We start from the raw sequence: 509 nt of genomic DNA, 5'->3' as shown, positions 1-509 counted from the left end.
ATCGTCTTGCGTTTACGGGCAATCATGTGTCGTTCCCAGCTTTCCTTTCCCTGCAAGTTCTTTAGTTTCCTTACATGGTGCATAACAAGGTCGTCTGTCGCTCCACATAATTCACACTCACGGGCTTTCAGCCTTTCAACAAGGCTTGTCCGCCCCGCAGTATAAATTGTTCGTGGCATAATGTCACATTCCGATTTATAGGTGGGCTTCTTTCGTTTGAAGCCACCGTCGTAAAAGTATCTTTCCTTTACACCAGTTTTAGTCATGTGCGTTACGATAAACCTACCGTTCTTACGATATTTCTTGTTTACCTTACGTGTTCGGCACTTATATTTGCCTGCAAACGTTTTGTACATGCTGTATTCCATGATGTACTTGAAATTATTCAAGGCATGGGCGCAGTTGTTGGCTATGGAGTAGTAATTATAGAACCCCACGATTTCCCGATTATAACTATCAAGGATTTCAAGGTCGTCATTGAATATCAGTCCCGATTTACATTTCGGTTT

Annotated in this window: 1 protein-coding gene; it reads right to left on the bottom strand. The window is 42.2% G+C overall.

Features of this window, described 5'->3' with window-relative positions:
* Nucleotides 1–509: group II intron reverse transcriptase/maturase (locus tag DXA54_RS28705; RefSeq protein WP_305764558.1), on the bottom strand; the 509-nt coding region annotated here is incomplete at both ends.

This window comes from Bacteroides sp. OF03-11BH (genome assembly GCF_003604005.1).
GTDB lineage: Bacteria > Bacteroidota > Bacteroidia > Bacteroidales > Bacteroidaceae > Bacteroides > Bacteroides ovatus.
The sequence above is the reverse complement of the archived record's forward strand: the minus strand, read 5'-3'. Positions and strand labels throughout refer to the sequence as shown.